At 70.0% G+C, this 14,206-nt stretch carries 14 protein-coding genes; 5 read left to right on the forward strand and 9 right to left on the reverse strand.

The window, feature by feature from the left end:
- Positions 1 to 15: 15 nt before the first annotated feature.
- The 3 genes from HC362_RS16380 (at position 16) to pknB (ending at position 5,070) form a co-directional block, all read left to right on the forward strand.
- On the forward strand, positions 16 to 1,419 hold the full coding sequence (locus HC362_RS16380; RefSeq protein WP_243084700.1) for an FtsW/RodA/SpoVE family cell cycle protein: 1,404 nt from the start codon (positions 16 to 18) through the stop codon (positions 1,417 to 1,419).
- Complete coding sequence (locus HC362_RS16385) at positions 1,416 to 2,906, forward strand: penicillin-binding transpeptidase domain-containing protein (protein WP_243084701.1); 1,491 nt, start codon at positions 1,416 to 1,418, stop codon at positions 2,904 to 2,906. The genes HC362_RS16380 and HC362_RS16385 overlap by 4 nt, the downstream gene beginning before the upstream one ends.
- 181 nt (positions 2,907 to 3,087) lie before the next feature.
- Positions 3,088 to 5,070 (forward strand): Stk1 family PASTA domain-containing Ser/Thr kinase, encoded by a 1,983-nt coding sequence (gene pknB, locus HC362_RS16390; protein ID WP_243084702.1) that lies wholly within the window; start codon positions 3,088 to 3,090, stop codon positions 5,068 to 5,070.
- A 134-nt stretch (positions 5,071 to 5,204) separates the two neighbouring features.
- On the opposite strand, the gene HC362_RS16395 is transcribed toward pknB, so the two are convergent.
- The 6 genes from HC362_RS16395 to HC362_RS16420 form a co-directional block, all read right to left on the reverse strand.
- Positions 5,205 to 5,906 carry a class E sortase gene (locus tag HC362_RS16395; RefSeq protein ID WP_243088633.1) on the reverse strand — a complete coding sequence of 234 codons (702 nt, stop codon included), beginning with the start codon at positions 5,904 to 5,906 and terminating at the stop codon, positions 5,205 to 5,207.
- Positions 5,907 to 6,136: 230 nt separating this feature from the next.
- A complete protein-coding gene (locus HC362_RS16400; RefSeq protein ID WP_243084703.1) occupies positions 6,137 to 7,549 on the reverse strand; it encodes a class E sortase in 1,413 nt (470 codons plus the stop codon).
- On the reverse strand, positions 7,546 to 8,217 hold the full coding sequence (locus tag HC362_RS16405) for an aminodeoxychorismate/anthranilate synthase component II (protein WP_209266026.1): 672 nt from the start codon (positions 8,215 to 8,217) through the stop codon (positions 7,546 to 7,548). The genes HC362_RS16400 and HC362_RS16405 overlap by 4 nt, the downstream gene beginning before the upstream one ends.
- Positions 8,214 to 8,429 carry a hypothetical protein gene (locus HC362_RS16410; protein WP_243084704.1) on the reverse strand — a complete coding sequence of 72 codons (216 nt, stop codon included), beginning with the start codon at positions 8,427 to 8,429 and terminating at the stop codon, positions 8,214 to 8,216. Before HC362_RS16410 ends, HC362_RS16405 begins: the two co-directional genes overlap by 4 nt.
- Before the next feature lie 106 nt (positions 8,430 to 8,535).
- The gene (locus HC362_RS16415) at positions 8,536 to 9,333 is read right to left on the reverse strand and encodes a class E sortase (RefSeq protein WP_243084705.1); all 798 of its coding nucleotides are present in this window, start codon (positions 9,331 to 9,333) and stop codon (positions 8,536 to 8,538) included.
- A 26-nt stretch (positions 9,334 to 9,359) separates the two neighbouring features.
- Positions 9,360 to 10,097: a DUF881 domain-containing protein gene (locus HC362_RS16420; RefSeq protein ID WP_243084706.1), complete on the reverse strand. Its 738-nt coding sequence runs from the start codon at positions 10,095 to 10,097 to the stop codon at positions 9,360 to 9,362.
- A gap of 102 nt (positions 10,098 to 10,199) precedes the next feature.
- Between HC362_RS16420 and crgA the strand changes: the two genes are divergently transcribed.
- On the forward strand, positions 10,200 to 10,463 hold the full coding sequence (gene crgA / locus HC362_RS16425; RefSeq protein ID WP_243084707.1) for a cell division protein CrgA: 264 nt from the start codon (positions 10,200 to 10,202) through the stop codon (positions 10,461 to 10,463).
- 284 nt (positions 10,464 to 10,747) lie between these two features.
- Here crgA and HC362_RS16430 read toward each other — a convergent pair whose 3' ends face one another.
- Both HC362_RS16430 and HC362_RS16435 read right to left on the reverse strand, forming a co-directional pair.
- On the reverse strand, positions 10,748 to 11,647 hold the full coding sequence (locus HC362_RS16430; protein ID WP_209266031.1) for a rhomboid family intramembrane serine protease: 900 nt from the start codon (positions 11,645 to 11,647) through the stop codon (positions 10,748 to 10,750).
- Between the two features lie 154 nt (positions 11,648 to 11,801).
- The gene (locus HC362_RS16435) at positions 11,802 to 12,335 is read right to left on the reverse strand and encodes a peptidylprolyl isomerase (protein WP_243084708.1); all 534 of its coding nucleotides are present in this window, start codon (positions 12,333 to 12,335) and stop codon (positions 11,802 to 11,804) included.
- A gap of 214 nt (positions 12,336 to 12,549) precedes the next feature.
- On the opposite strand from HC362_RS16435, the gene HC362_RS16440 reads away from it, so the two are divergent.
- The gene (locus tag HC362_RS16440) at positions 12,550 to 13,419 is read left to right on the forward strand and encodes a DUF5324 family protein (protein ID WP_243084709.1); all 870 of its coding nucleotides are present in this window, start codon (positions 12,550 to 12,552) and stop codon (positions 13,417 to 13,419) included.
- A gap of 52 nt (positions 13,420 to 13,471) precedes the next feature.
- Here the strand turns inward: HC362_RS16440 and HC362_RS16445 are convergent, their stop codons facing one another.
- The gene (locus tag HC362_RS16445; protein WP_347568447.1) at positions 13,472 to 13,972 is read right to left on the reverse strand and encodes an STAS domain-containing protein; all 501 of its coding nucleotides are present in this window, start codon (positions 13,970 to 13,972) and stop codon (positions 13,472 to 13,474) included.
- Positions 13,973 to 14,206 lie beyond the last annotated feature (234 nt).

The following is a 14,206-nucleotide window of genomic DNA, read 5'->3' on the forward strand; positions in this document are numbered from 1 at the left end:
GGGCGGCACAAGGCAATGAGCAACCTCACCACCACGGGCAGCAACACGACCGTGTCCTCGGGCGGACTGCCGAGCCGCCGCAACACCGAGCTGGCGATGCTCGCCTTCGCGGTGCTCATTCCCGTCTTCGCGTACGCCAACGTGGGGCTGGCCAAGGACGGCGAACTGCCCTCGGGCATGCTCAGCTACGGCCTCGGCCTCGGACTGCTCGCCGGCGTGGCACACCTGGCCATGCGGCGCTGGGCGGCCTACGCGGATCCGCTGATGCTGCCCATCGCCACCCTCCTCAACGGCATGGGCCTGGTCTTCATCTGGCGGCTGGACCTGGAACCGAGCATCACCAAGGCGAGCACCGGCGGCGCCGCGGCCCCCACCCAGCTGATGTGGTCGGCGCTGGCCGTCGCGCTGTTCGTGCTGGTGCTGGTCTTCCTCAAGGACCACCGCGTCCTCCAGCGGTACACCTACATCTCGATGGCCGTGGCGCTGGTCCTGCTGGCGGCGCCGATCTTCTTCCCGGCGAAGTACGGCGCGAAGATCTGGATCACGATCCCGGGGGTCGGCTCCCTCCAGCCCGCCGAGTTCGCGAAGATCATCATCGCGGTGTTCTTCGCCGGGTACCTGATGGTCAAGCGGGACGCGCTCGCGCTCGCCTCCCGCCGCTTCATGGGCCTGTATCTGCCGCGCGGCCGGGACCTGGGGCCGATCCTCGTCATCTGGGCGCTCAGCCTGATGATCCTCGTATTCGAGACCGACCTGGGCACCTCGCTGCTCTTCTTCGGCCTCTTCGTCGTCATGCTGTACGTGGCGACGGAGCGCACGAGTTGGATCGTCTTCGGTCTCGCCCTCTCCGTCGGCGGCGCCGTGGCGGTGGCCAGCTTCGAGCCGCACGTCCAGGGCCGGGTGCAGGACTGGCTCGACCCCATGCAGGCGTTCAAGGACGGCTCCGAGCAGCCCATGCAGGCGCTGTGGGCGTTCGGTTCTGGCGGCACACTCGGCTCCGGACTGGGGCAGGGCTTCTCCCGCCTGATCAACTTCGCCGCCAAGAGCGACTACATCTTCGCCACCGTGGGCGAGGAGCTGGGGCTGTGCGGAGTCATGGCCATCCTGCTGCTGTACGGCCTGATCATCGAGCGGGGCATCCGTACAGCGCTCGCCGCCCGTGACCCCTTCGGCAAGCTGCTGGCCATCGGCCTCTCCTCGGCGTTCGGTCTCCAGGTCTTCATCGTCGCCGGCGGTGTGATGGGCCTGATCCCGCTCACTGGTATGACCCTGCCGTTCATGGCGCAGGGTGGCTCGTCCGTCGTCGCGAACTGGGCGCTGATCGCGGTCCTGCTCAAGATCAGTGACACGGCGCGCCGGCCGGCACCGGCGCCGGCGCCCTCGCCCGATGCAGAGATGACTCAGGTGGTCCGTCCATGAACAAGCCGCTGCGCCGGATCGCGATCTTCTGCGGTCTGCTCGTCCTCGCCCTGCTGGCCCGGGCCAACTGGTTGCAGTTCGTCCAGGCCGAGGAGCTCAAGACCGACCCGAAGAACAGACGCGTCGCCATTGCCCGCTACGCCCAGCCGCGCGGCAACATCATCGTCGACGGCAAGGCGGTCACCGGCTCGACCGTCGTCAACGGCACCGACTTCAAGTACAAGCGCACCTACAAGAACGGCAAGCTGTGGTCGCCGGTCACCGGTTACGCCTCGCAGGGGTTCGGCGCCAACCAGCTGGAGAAGCTGTACGACCCGTTCCTGACGGGCGACGACGACCGGCTGTTCTTCAACCGCACCATCGACATGATCACCGGCAAGCCGCAGAAGGGCGGCAACGTCGTCACGACGCTCGACGCCAAGGCACAGAAGGCCGCCTACGACGGGCTCGGTGACAAGAAGGGCGCGGTCGCCGCGATCAACCCGAAGACCGGCGCCATCCTCGCGCTGGCCAACAAGCCCTCCTACGACCCGTCCTCCTTCGCGGGCATGGGCGACAAGGACAGCAAGGCCTACAACGGGCTGCAGAAGAAGAACAACCCCGACGACCCGATGCTCAACCGGGCGCTGCGGCAGACCTACCCGCCCGGCTCGACGTTCAAGGTCGTCACCGCGGCGGCGGGGCTGGAGTCCGGCAAGTACGACCTCGACTCCAAGACCGACTCCGAGGACCCGTACCGGCTGCCGCAGACCACCAAGGACCTGGGCAACGAGGGGAACAACCCGGCCTGCAAGAACGCCTCGATCCGGGTGGCGCTCCAGTGGTCCTGCAACACCGTCTTCGCCAAGATGAGCGACAAGCTCGGCAACGACGAGATGATCAAGATGGCCGAGAAGTTCGGCTTCGAGAAGGACACCGAGGGCGGCACGCTGGACCCGGACCTGGACACCCCGGTCCGGCCGGCCAAGAGCATCTACCCCGAGGACAACCGGCCGCAGAACGCCATGGCGGGCATCGGCCAGGCGTCCAACCGCGCCACCCCGCTCCAGATGGCGATGGTGGCCGCGGCCGTGGCCAACGACGGCAAGCTGATGAAGCCCTACATGGTGGACCAGCTCGTCGCGCCCAACCTGAACGTGGTCGAGCAGACCAAGCCGGAGGAGCTGAGCCAGCCGGTCTCGGCGGAGAACGCGCAGAAGCTCCAGTCGGCCATGGAGACCGTCGTCAAGGACGGCACCGGTAAGTCCGGGCAGATCCCCGGCGTCACCGTGGGTGGCAAGACCGGTACCGCCCAGCACGGCGAGAACAACAAGGACAATCCGTACGCTTGGTTCATCTCGTATGCGAAGACGGGTGACGGTTCTCCCGTCGCCGTCGCGGTGGTGGTGGAGAGTTCCGACACACTCCGCGACGACATCGCGGGCGGCAAGCTGGCAGCCCCCATCGCGAAGAGCGTGATGGAGGCCGTCCTCGACGGGAAGAAGTGACGCACCCCGGCGCAGCGTGAGGTGAGCCCGGTCACCATGGCCACAACAGGCACGCTCCCAGTGGCGGGTACCGTATGCCGAGCAGCACACCGCCGTGTCGCAAGCCTTGGGGCACCACCCGGCCGGAGGCCGGGGGAGTTCCGGACACCGCGGCACGGAAGACCGGAGAGGGCTGGAGACTATGGAAGAGCCGCGTCGCCTAGGCGGCCGGTACGAGCTGGGCTCGGTGCTCGGCCGCGGAGGCATGGCCGAGGTATACCTCGCCCAGGACACCCGGCTGGGCCGCACGGTCGCGGTCAAGACGCTCCGCGTCGACCTCGCCCGCGATCCGTCGTTCCAGGCCCGCTTCCGCCGTGAAGCCCAGTCGGCCGCCTCGCTCAACCACCCGGCGATCGTCGCGGTGTACGACACGGGCGAGGACCTGGTGTACGACGGCTCCACCGGGGGCTCCGGGGTCTCCATCCCGTACATCGTCATGGAGTACGTGGACGGCTCCACGCTGCGTGAGCTGCTGCACTCCGGGCGCAAGCTGCTGCCCGAGCGGGCCATGGAGATGTGCGTCGGCATCCTCCAGGCGCTGGAGTACAGCCACCGCAACGGCATCGTCCACCGGGACATCAAGCCCGCCAACGTCATGCTCACGCGCACCGGCCAGGTCAAGGTCATGGACTTCGGCATCGCGCGCGCCATGGGCGACTCCGGCATGACGATGACGCAGACGGCCGCCGTGATCGGCACGGCCCAGTACCTCTCCCCCGAGCAGGCCAAGGGCGAGACCGTCGACTCCCGCTCCGACCTGTACTCCACGGGCTGTCTGCTGTACGAACTGCTGACCGTACGCCCGCCGTTCGTCGGCGACTCCCCGGTCGCCGTCGCCTACCAGCACGTACGGGAAGAGCCGCAGCCGCCCAGCGCCTTCGACCCCGAGATCTCGCCCACCATGGACGCGATCGTGATGAAGGCCCTCGTCAAGGACCCGGACTACCGGTACCAGAGCGCCGACGAGATGCGTGCCGACATCGAGGCGTGCCTCGACGGCCAGCCCGTCGCGGCGCCCATGGGCGCCGGCGGCTACCCCGAGGACCAGCCCACCACCGCGCTGCGCGCACAGGAACCGCAGACCTCCATGCTGCCCCCGATGCGCGCGGAGGACGGCGGCTACTACGACGATCAGCGCAGCCGCCGCAAGGGCAAGAACCCGCTCTCCACCATCCTGCTGGCGCTCGCCGTCATCCTGGTGCTCGTCGGCGCGATCTTCGTGGGCAAGGCGCTGCTCGACTCGCCCAGCAACAACGTCGACGTACCCAACGTCAAGGGGCTGTCGGCCTCGGAGGCCGAGGAACAGCTCGGCAACTCCGGACTGAAGGCCGACAAGGGCGACAGCGTCTTCTGCGACGAGAAGAAGGGCACCGTCTGCAAGACGGACCCGGGCGTCGGGGAGAGCGTCGAGCCCGACAGCACCGTCACGCTGGTCATGTCCAAGGGGCCGCGGGACAAGGCGCCGCGCAGCGTCCCCGGCGTCATCGGCGACGTCTACGCGGACGCCAAGCAGAAGCTCAACGAGGCGGGCTTCAAGGTCGCCAAGAAGCAGCAGGAGTCCGAGGACCAGCAGGCAGGTACGGTCCTCAGCCAGGACCCCGGCCAGGGCCAGAAGGCCAAGAAGGGCTCCACGGTGACGGTGACCGTGGCCACCGAGTCCCGGCCCACCGTGCCCAACGTCGTGGGCAAGCCCTTCGACCAGGCCAAGACCCAGCTCGAAGCGCTCGGCTTCAAGGTCTCCAAGGCCGAACAGGACGACGAGACCAGGCCGGCGGGCGAGGTGCTCAAGCAGGACCCCGGCCAGGGCAAGCAGCCCGAGGGCACGACCATCACCCTGACCGTCGCCAAGGCACCCGCCGACCAGCCGGCCACCGTCCCCGACGTCACCAACCAGAAGCTCAAGGACGCCAAGAAGGCCCTCCAGGACGCCGGGTTCACCGTCGGCACCGTCCAGGGCCCCCAGGGCGGCAACGCGGTGGTCGTCACCACCACACCCCAGCCCAACACCCAGGGCAAGAAGGGCGACAAGGTGGACATCATCACCCGCCCCGGCGGTCCGGACGGCGGCAGTGACGGCGGCGACGGAGGCGACGACGGCGGCTTCTTCGGCGGGCTCCGCCACTGACGGACACACAGCGGTGAACCGAGGCCGCCGGGCCGTGCGCCCGGCGGCCTCGGCGTTGGTCCGGCCCTCGGTGTTGGCCTCGGCTCAGCAGAAGCCGAGGCGGAGGCAGGGGCAGGGGCAGGGGCAGGGGCGGATCAGCGGAGTTCCGCGGGGGGCGTGCGGTCCTCGTCGACGTCCTGGGTGCGGACGAGCTCGCCCCAGACGATGTAGCGGTACTTCGAGGTGTAGACCGGCGTGCACGTCGTGAGGGTGATGTAGCGGCCCCGCTCCTTCTTGCCCGAGCCCTTGGGGATCGGATCCAGCACGTCGACGTTGTACTTCGACGTCTGCGGCAGGGTCTTGAACACCTTGTACACGTACCAGGTGTTCTTGGTCTCGAAGACGACCGGATCGCCCTTGTCGATCTTGTGGATGTTGTGGAACTTCGCCCCGTGCCCGTCCCGGTGCGCGGCGAGCGCGAAGTTACCCGACTGGTCGAACGGCAGCGCTGACTTGACGGGCTCGGTGTAGTAGCCCGCCACCCCCTGGTTCAACTCCTTGGGGTCGGTGCCCTTCTTGACCAGTATGTCGTCGGACGACATCGACGGCACATGCAGGAAGCCGAGGCCGTCCCGGGTGTCGAGGTTCCCCGGACCCCGGTCCGCTGCCCAGTGCTCGCGGACCTTGTCGCTCTCCTTCTTCGCCTGCCGGTCGGCGAGGACGTTCGTCCACCAGAGCGAGTAGACGACGAACAGCGCGAGCACCAGCCCGGCGGTGATGAGGATTTCCCCGAAGACGCCGACAGCCACGGCTATCGGCCCCCGCCGCGCCTCGGACCGGCCCTTGGTCCGGGCCACCGGCTCCGGCTCGGCTGCGGCGTCTGCGGCGTCGTCTGAAGCGTCTGCGGTGGTGTCTGCTGCCGGGGCCTCGTCCGACGCGGCGTCCGCATCCTGCTCGGGGGCCGGCTCGGGGGCCGACTCGTCGCGTGCAGCTCTTCCCGCGGAAGCGTCCCGCTTGGCCTCGCTCACTTGTTGCCGCCTCCGCCGCTGTCTCGCTGGTCGCCACGCCGGGCTTCCGCCCGCCGGCGTCAGTCGACGAGCGCGTCCGGCTTGCCCTTGCTGCGCGGACGTTCGTCCACCATTTTGCCCCAGACGATCAGACGGTACTTCGAGGTGAATTCCGGTGTGCAGGTGGTCAGCGTGATATAGCGACCGGGCTTGGTGAAGCCGGACTTGGGCGGAACCGGGTCGATCACTCCCGTATCGGACGGCGAGGTGGAGGGGAGCTGCCGCGTCACCTTGTACGTGTAGAACTTCGACTGCGTCTCCACCACGACCTCGTCCCCCGCCTCCAGCCTGTTGATGTAGCGGAACGGTTCGCCGTGGGTGTTGCGGTGGCCGGCCAGCGCGAAGTTGCCCTTCTTGTCCCAGGGCATCGCCGTCTTGAGCGGCTTCTCGTCGTAGTGGCCGACCATGCCCCTGTCGAGCACCTTCGTCTTGGAGACGCCCTGGGCGATGGGTGCGGTGATGTCGATCTTCGGGATGTGGATGATCGCGAAGCCCTCGCCGGGCTTGAAGGCGCCCGCCTTGCGCTCGGGGTCGACCCCGTCGCCGGGCTTGTGCTCGTCCCACTGCTTCTGGAGCCTGTTGGTGGCGCCGCCGGCCTGCTGGTCGGCGAGCACGTTGGTCCACCACAGCTGGTAGGCGACGAAGAGCAGCATCAGTACGCCACAGGTGATGAACACCTCACCGATGGCGCGGCTGGCGATGATCCCGGGCCCTGGACGCAGCGCCCGGGCCGCCCTGCGGGCCTCCAACCGCGAGGGGCCGGGCGGGCGTTCGATCCGGGGACGGCCCGCGGGCGCGTCGACCGCTTCGCCCAGCGAGAGCTCCTGCGGGCTCGGCCGCCGCAGCCCCACCGTGCTGCGGTCCTCCGCGGCCGCCCGTCCCCGGCCCTGCTGCGGCCCCGTCCCGAACTGCTGCGGCTGCGCAGGCTGCTGGGGTTGCCCAGGCTGGTGCGGCCCCGGCTGCCGCGCGGGCCCGCCGGGCTGTCGCTCGGTCCCCATGGGCTGCTGCGCGGCCCGCTGAGCCGGCGGCGACATGCGCTGCTGGGTCGGCGGTGCCACGGGCTGCTGCACCGGCTGCACGGGCTGCTGGGGCGGCTCGGCCGACTGACCGTACGGACCGTGCGGCTCGTACGGCGTCGGGGCCGACGCCGGGGTCGCCGTCGGCGGGGGCGTTGCCGACGGCTGAGGCCGCGGCTGCGGCTGTGCCGCGTACCAGTCGGCCGCCTGGCCGCCCTCGGCCCCGTACGCCCCCTCAGCGGCCGCTGGAGGGTCCGGCTGCGGTGGGGGCTCGGGCGGGCGCTGGCCCGGCAGCGGGTCGTTGAGCGGATCGGCGAGGGCGTCGACGGCCGCGCGGTAGGGGTCGTATTCCGGATCGTCCCCGGCGCCGTACGAGTGGCCCTGCGCCCCCCTGCCGTCACCGTGGCCCGTGGTCACCCGGTGACCGTCCCCAGACCGGCGCCGCGCGGCACCTCCAGCCCCGCGGAGCGCTCCACGGCCCCGGTGTCCCCGCACCGCACCAGCCAGTTGGCCAGCATCCGGTGGCCGCCCTCGGTGAGTACGGACTCGGGGTGGAACTGGACTCCTTCGACGGGCAGCTCGCGGTGGCGCAGCCCCATCACCAGGTCGGCGCCGTCAACCGATTCGCCGCCGGGCGCCGTCCAGGCGGTGACCTCCAGTTCGTCGGGCAGCGTGCCGCGTACGGCCAGCGAGTGGTAGCGCGTGGCGGTGAAGGGCGAGGGCAGCCCGGCGAACACGCCCGCGCCCTCGTGCGAGACGACGGAGGTCTTGCCGTGCAGCAGCTCGGGCGCCCGGCCGACGACCCCGCCGTAGGCGACCGCCATCGACTGCATGCCCAGACAGACGCCGAAGACGGGGATCTCGCGGGCCGCGCAGTGCCGCACCATGCTGATGCAGACCCCGGCTTCCTCGGGCGCCCCGGGGCCGGGGGAGAGGAGCACGCCGTCGAAGCTCTCCTCCGCGTGGCGCGGTTCGACCTCGTCGTTGCGTACCACCTCGCAGGTGGCGCCGAGCTGGTAGAGGTACTGGACGAGGTTGAAGACGAAGCTGTCGTAGTTGTCCACGACCAGAATGCGGGCGCTCACGCCACACCCCCGGCGATCTCAGCGGCGGAGCGAACGGGACCGGTGCTTCCGGCCGCGCCGTCCACCGTCACGTCGTTGAACGGCAGCAGCGGTTCCGCCCACGGGAAGACGTACTGGAACAGCAGAAAGACAACCCCGACCACCAGCACCACCGAAATCAGTGCACGTACGTACACGTTGCCCGGCAGATGCCGCCAGATCCAGCCGTACATCCCGCGATGCCGTCCTCTCTCCTCCCGCGCCACACCGGGCACGCGTGCCGTTCGGCACACCCAAGAGTACGGCGTCAGAGTACGGCGTCAGCCGGTGAGCGGGGCGTCAGCGGGTGAGCGCGGCCGGCTTGCCCGCGCTCGCGGGGCGGGTGGCGTCCAGCCGCGCCCAGGCGATCAGCCGGTGGCTGCTGCCCCACTCCGGATCGCAGGTCGTCAGGGTGAGGTACCGGCCGGGCCGGTCGAAGGGGGCGGCGGACTTGTCCAGCGGCGCGGGAACGGAGTCGAGCACTCCGGTGTCGCCGGGCAGCGTGCGGTAGGGCCGCCGGGTGAGCGTGTAGGTGTACCAGGTGCCGCCGTCCGTGACGTACACATGGTCGCCGGGGCGCAGCCGGGGGAAGTCCTTGAAGGGGTCGCCGTAGGTGCGGCGGTGGCCCGCGACGGCGAAGTTGCCGCGCTGCCCGAGCGCCGCGGTGCGCCTGTAGTGGCCGAGGCCCTTGCGCAGGGTCTGTGCGCGGGTGTTCTCCAGCACGGGCCGGGACCAGTCGCGGCCGAAGCGGGGGATGTACATGACGGCGAAGGAGGTGCCGTCCCGGTAGCCGCCCGGCGTCGCCTCTCCGGTCCGGTGCCCGGGTCGACCCCGGTCGCCACCGGGCGTGCCGTCGCCGCCGTGTGGCCGTTCGTCGTCGTCGCTGCCGCGGCCCTCGCCCTTTCCGGCGGGCTCCCCGCCGGCTCCGCGCACCGGCCCGGAAGACCACTTCTTCTGGAGCCGGGCGATCTCGTCGTCGGCGGCGGCGTCGGCGCGCAGCCCCGTCCAGTAGAGGAGGTGGACGACGAAGAGGACGATGATCAGGCCGACGGTGATGCACAGCTCGCTGAGGCTTCGTACGACCGCTCGTAACGCCACGCCGTCTCACTCCCGCACAGTCACGGTCACTCCAGGGGCTTGGCCTGCCGGAGATCCACTGTGCCGGAGTAGCCGGGAAGAGTCAGCGCCTTGTGCTCCTCGACTTTCCAGCCGAGGCCGTAGGCGTCCACGTACTCGAGGTAGTTCTGGATGGCGGGTGCCCTGTCGAGCGCGGTGCGCAGCTTCTCCCGGTCACCGACGGCAGTGACCTTGTAGGGCGGGGAGTAGACGCGGCCCTGCAGGATGAGGGTGTTGCCCACGCAGCGCACGGCGCTGGTGGAGATCAGCCGCTGGTCCATCACCTTGATGCCCTTGGCCCCGCCCCGCCAGAGCGCGTTGACGACGGCTTGCAGGTCCTGCTGGTGGATGACCAGGTCGTTGGGTTCGGGGTCGGGGAGCCCGGGGACCTTGGCGGTCGCGTTGCTGGGGGCGTCGTCGAGGGTGACGGTCAGGCCCTGGCCTGAGATCTTCTCGAGGCCGGCCAGCTTCTCGAGTCTGCCGAGCCTGCGGTCCTGGTCGCGGCTGCTGCCGTCGTCCCGCCGGGCGAGCTTGTCGACCTGCCGGCGCATTGCCGCGGCCTGGCTGTCGAGCTCCGCGTTCTGTCTGCTGCGTTCCTGGATGAGGTCGGAGAGCCGCAGCATGGAACCGTCGCTGCGGATGTTCGTCCCTTGCGCCGTGTTGAAGCTGACCCAGAAGATGAGGCCCGCAAGGGCGAAGACGCCTATGGCGGCCAGCCGTGCAGGCCGGATCAACGATCTGGTCACCGTACCCTTGTCTCCCTCCGCCCTGGGAAAGCACTACGCTAACGGACCACCGTCCCAGTGGGCCGTACGGCGGTCAGCAGAGCATCGACAGGAGAGTCTCTCGTGCCGAAGTCACGTACCCGGAAGAAAGCGGACTTCACACCCCCGCCGGAGAAGAAGGCCACCCAGATCGATCTGCGTGGGGGCGGTGGCCGCCGCTGGGTGGCGCCCCTGATGCTGGCGATGTTCGGCATCGGTCTCGCCTGGATCGTGGTGTTCTATGTCACCGACACCACGCTTCCGATCGAGTCGCTGGGCGACTGGAACATCGTGGTCGGGTTCGGCTTCATCGCGACCGGCTTCGTCGTCTCCACCCAGTGGAAATAAGAGTTATCCACAGGCTGATCCACAGCCTTGGAAAACTCACAAGATCTGTGGATAACTTTCGGCGCGTTGACGCCGGTGTGACTGCACGGCCGGGGCGGAGAGCCCTGGTCGGGCGAGGAATCGCAAGGGAAACGCACACCTGAGCGAAGGTGCCCCCGGACGGGCCACGCCATGCACAAGATTCCGTACCCGCTGTGGACAACCCGGCGGCGGACCCCCTTCCGAGCTCCGGAAGGGCGGCTCCGCGCCCGGTTGTCCACCGGGCGCGGGCCGACCCGGCCGAGTCAGCCGAGCTGGAGCGTCCGCACCACCAGCAGCACCACGATCACCGCGATCATCAGTGCGAAGGCGCCGTACTGCACCAGCGCCCGCCTCTCGCGGGGCGCGTGCACCAGGGCCCAGGCCAGCAGCAGGCCCGCCACCAACCCGCCGACGTGCGCCTCCCAGGCGATGTTCTTCCAGGTGAAGGTGAAGACCAGGTTGATCGCCAGCAGGATCAGGATCGGCCGCATGTCGTAGCGCAGCCGCCGCATCAGCACGGCCATCGCCCCGAAGAGGCCGAAGATCGCACCGGAAGCGCCCAGCGAGGCCTGCTGCGGTGCCGCCACCAGAAAGGTGAGCGCGCCGCCGGCGAGCCCGGAGACCAGATACAGGCCCAGGAACCGCACCCGGCCCAGGGCCGCCTCCAGCGGCGGGCCCAGGAACCACAGGCCGAGCATGTTCATCGCGATGTGCCAGATCTCCTGGTGCAGGAACATCGAGGTCAGCAGCCGGTACCACTGCCCCTCCGCGACGCCCTCCAGCGGACCGTACGGCTCGGTCACCGCCTGCCCGAACAGCAGCAGCTGGTCCAGCAGCCGGTCGCCGACCGCGAGCACCGCGATGAAGACGGCGACGTTCACGCCCAGCAGCGCCTTGGTGACCAGCCGCGGGTCCGCGGTCACCCGGCCGCCCGCTACCGTCCTCGGCCGGTTGGCGCCCGGCCGGTGTCCGGTGCCCGATCCGGACCGTACGCACTCGGGGCACTGGAATCCGACGGACGCCGGCACCATGCACTCAGGGCAGATGGGCCGCTCGCAACGCGTACACGAAATGCCCGTCTCCCGGTCGGGGTGCCGGTAGCAGTGTCTCGGCGCCCGCCCTTCGGCCCCACCCCCGGGTTGTCCGTCCTGCTCCACGCTCACCCCTCCAGTGTCCCGTACGCATCAGCCCCACCCGCCGAGAATACGGACGGGTGGGGCGTGCGGTTCCCGCCGCCGGCCCGCGGCCGCCCGGCGCTCCCCTGGTGCCGCTCGGCCTGCTCGCGCTGCCGGTCGGCTCGCTCGTGCTGCCTGTCGGCTATGCCTGCTGCCGCTCGATGACAACCGACTCCAGCACCACGTCCTGCAGCGGACGGTCGGTGCGGGGGTTGGTCTGCGTACCGCTGATCGCGTCGACGACCTCCTGGCTGCCCTTGTCAGCGACCTCACCGAAGATGGTGTGCTTACCGGTCAGCCAGTTGGTGGCGCCGACGGTGATGAAGAACTGCGAGCCGTTGGTGCCGGGGCCCGCGTTGGCCATGGCCAGCAGGTACGGCCTGGTGAAAGCGAGGTCGGGGTGGATCTCGTCACCGAACTCGTAACCGGGGCCACCGGTGCCGTTGCCCAGCGGATCCCCGCCCTGGATCATGAAGCCACTGATCACCCGGTGGAAGACGGTGCCGTCGTACAGCTTCGCGGTGGTCTTCTGGCCCGTCTCCGGGTGCGTCCATTCGCGGGAGCCCTCGGCGAGCTCGACGAAGTTCTTGACCGTCTTCGGCGCGTGGTTCGGGAAGAGCTGAACGCGGATGTCGCCGTGGTTGGTCTTCAGGGTGGCGTGGAGTTGCTCGGCCACGATCTACCTTCCATCTGTCTGCATTGACTGCCCCGATCCTCGCACGGACGCTGGGGGCAGTGGCTGACCCGGATGCCCGACCGGGAGATGCCGGGCAGAGCACGGGCAGGCATGATCTTCGAAACAGGTGGAAAAACGACTTCCTGTCCTCCGCTGCCGAAAAGGGTCGGCGGAGCGACTGCCCTGAGTCATGAGCCACCGAGGAGGAGGAACCGTGACCGCCAAGGAAAGCGTGCGCGCTGCGACCGGCACCGCCAAGGAGAGCGTGCGCCACGCCGCGGAGGTGGTGAGGCCCCATGCGGGCCAGGCCAAGGACACCGCGGCGCGCTACGCGCATGAGGCGAGTGCGCGGCTCGGGCCGAAGGTCTCCAAGGCCGCCGAGCAGGCCCGCCACTCCGCCCGCGAAGGATACGAGCACTACGTCGGCCCCCGGGTCGCACGGGCTCGCGACACCCTCCCTTCCGAGGTCGAGGTGGCCGCCGGCCGGGCGGCCCAGCAGACCCGCAAGGCCGCGCGGAAGGCCGCCGCCTACGCGGGACCGCGGATCGAGAGCGCCGTGACGGAGGCCCGCGCGGCCGCGGGGCCCGCCCGCGAGGAAGCGGCGCAGCGCGGTGCCGCTGCCGTGGCCGCGCTGCGCGGCCAGGTGTCCGTCAAGGAGATCGAGAAGCTCTCGCGCCGCCGCCGCAGGCGCTCCCGCGCAGGCCGGTTCCTCTGGCGGGCCGGTCTGGTCGGGCTGGTCGCCGGCGGCGCTTACGCGGCCTGGCGCTGGTGGGACCGGCAGGCGAACCCGGACTGGCTGGTCGAGCCGCCGGCCGCCACGGAGGTCGGCGACCGGGGGTCGCTCGCCGGCGTGAACGGCTCACCCGTCGAGGGCGGCGGCGACTCCACGCTCGACGCCGAGCTCGACCCCGAGGTGAAGGCCAAGCAGGACGACGCGGAGTCCGGCAGCAGCAGCGGCGGCTCCGGGGACACCGGCAAGTCGTCCGGCAGCACCGGCAAGTCCGGTAGCGCCGGGGACTCCCGGAGCGCCGAGGGCTCAGGGAACTCCGGGGCCTCCGGGAACGGGGGCCGCCGCAAGAAGTGACCGCCGGGCGGGCGCGCGGGGCGCACACCGGTGACGGGAGGGGGCGGGAGACTCAGCTCTCCCGCCCCCTCCCGGTGTGCTCATGCGCCCCCTCCTCCTCCAGGGACGGCACCGCGACGAGTACGTCATCCAGCCCGGTGATCCGCAGCAGGCGCAGTACCCGGGGGTCGACGCACACCAGTGTGAAACTGCCGCCGCTGGCCAGCACCCGGGAGCGGATGTCGACCAGGAGTGCGAGCCCGCTGCAGTCGATGAAGGTGACGGGCCGCAGATCGGCGACCAGTCGCGGGGCGGGTGCCGTGGTCAGCGCGTAGAGCTGGGGCGTGGTCTCGAGCACCACCGCGAGGTCGATCTCGCCGTGCAGTTCGACAACCGTACGGCCCGGCTCGGCGCGGGTCAGCACCGTCCCTGCAGGGCCGTCCTGCTCGGACCCGGCAGGGGCCTCATGCTCGTCGGCCCAGGGCTCCTCCCCGATCGCGCGGGGCTCCTCTCGTTCGGTGGAGGACAGCCTGCGGCCGCTCTCGTCCGGGTGCGGTGCCATCGGTGCCCTCACGTATGACCTTGTGACCGTAGGAGTCCGGGGAAATCGGCCCGTAAGCATAGGCAGGACCTCTGGGGGTGGCGCTGCGCCACCCCTGCATCGTCACTCGAACGAGTGTAAAACCCAAACTCCGCTTGCGAGTTGGCGCCTCACTCTCACGAGTTCTCCCCATCGGGACTCATCCAAGCTCATCCAGGAGAAACCCGAAAGTGGCGGACTACGGAGCACTCGGGCAGGAAGACTGAA

Origin of the sequence: Streptomyces sp. 891-h, assembly GCF_022760275.1 — a bacterium.
Classification (GTDB): Bacteria; Actinomycetota; Actinomycetes; order Streptomycetales; family Streptomycetaceae; genus Streptomyces; species Streptomyces spirodelae.